Source organism: Streptococcus chosunensis (genome assembly GCF_003626515.1).
GTDB classification, from domain to species: domain Bacteria; phylum Bacillota; class Bacilli; order Lactobacillales; family Streptococcaceae; genus Streptococcus; species Streptococcus chosunensis.
In genome coordinates, this window is the sequence record NZ_RBCK01000007.1 from 1 (window position 1) to 872 (window position 872).

1 protein-coding gene and 1 pseudogene are annotated in these 872 nt (G+C 36.2%); one reads left to right on the top strand and one right to left on the bottom strand.

The features are described from left to right. Positions 1-184 precede the first annotated feature (184 nt). Positions 185-529 (bottom strand): LapA family protein, encoded by a 345-nt coding sequence (locus D7D54_RS09255; RefSeq protein WP_049503129.1) that lies wholly within the window; start codon positions 527-529, stop codon positions 185-187. 209 nt (positions 530-738) lie between these two features. Here D7D54_RS09255 and D7D54_RS09260 point away from each other — a divergent pair. Next, a pseudogene (locus D7D54_RS09260) lies at positions 739-872 on the top strand (VOC family protein); the annotation flags it as partial.

An 872-nucleotide genomic window follows, 5' to 3' on the forward strand; every position in this document is an offset into this window, starting at 1 on the left:
GAAATAAGGGGCTTAGTCATTTGAAGATAACCTTAACTATTCTTAAAACAGAATGTGAGAATATGAACTATTGAAAGATCGGAGCAATCCGGTTTTTTTTCTGTTATGCGATTTTCAGTCCGTCTCGTTCCATTAGGTGCGAGACAAAAAACCACCCGCTGACGGGTGGTTATGATTTCTACACTTATTGTTTGGCTTCCTGTTTTAATTGTTGCACCTGTTCCTTGTACTGGAGAAGCTCCTTGTCTTTTTTATGGATAGTCGTTTCTGCTTCAGCAATGCGGCTTTTCAGCTCTTGAGTCTTGCCATGGTGATAGCTAAAACCAATAGCACTACCAACAATGATCCCGATTACTAGACAAGTAAAAATCACCAAAATCAAGGGAGCAGATAGTTGTGTAAAGACAAGACTGACAGTTACTGTTTGACGATTGAGCAGACCAAAGGAGATCACAATGACTAATAAGATCAAACCGCCAATTAGATAAGCCTTATCTTTCAGTGACAATTCATTAAATTTTTTTAGCATAAGTTCCTTTTCTCCTGACTATGTTGATAGAAAATTACACACCATTTAGGTATTAACAAAATTCATTTTACTAGAAAATTTCGATACTGTCAATAATTTCTAACAGCTTATTTACCATCAATCGATTCATTGAAAAGGAGTATTCATTTTCTAATATTTGATTGACTAAACAGATCGGAGCAATCCGGTCTTTTTCTGGAGGATAGTTAATGAATTTAAATCAATTAGATATCATCGTTTCAAGTATTCCTCAAGTCTGTGCTGACTTGGAGCGTATTTTGGATAAACAGGCAGATTATGTTGATCAAGGCTTTGCTCAGTTCACGATTGGCAGTCATTGTCT

Bases quoted from the DNA above. Each gene is read 5' to 3' on its own strand.
- D7D54_RS09255 (WP_049503129.1), bottom strand. From the start codon at position 529: ATGCTAAAAAAATTTAATGAATTGTCACTGAAAGATAAGGCTTATCTA.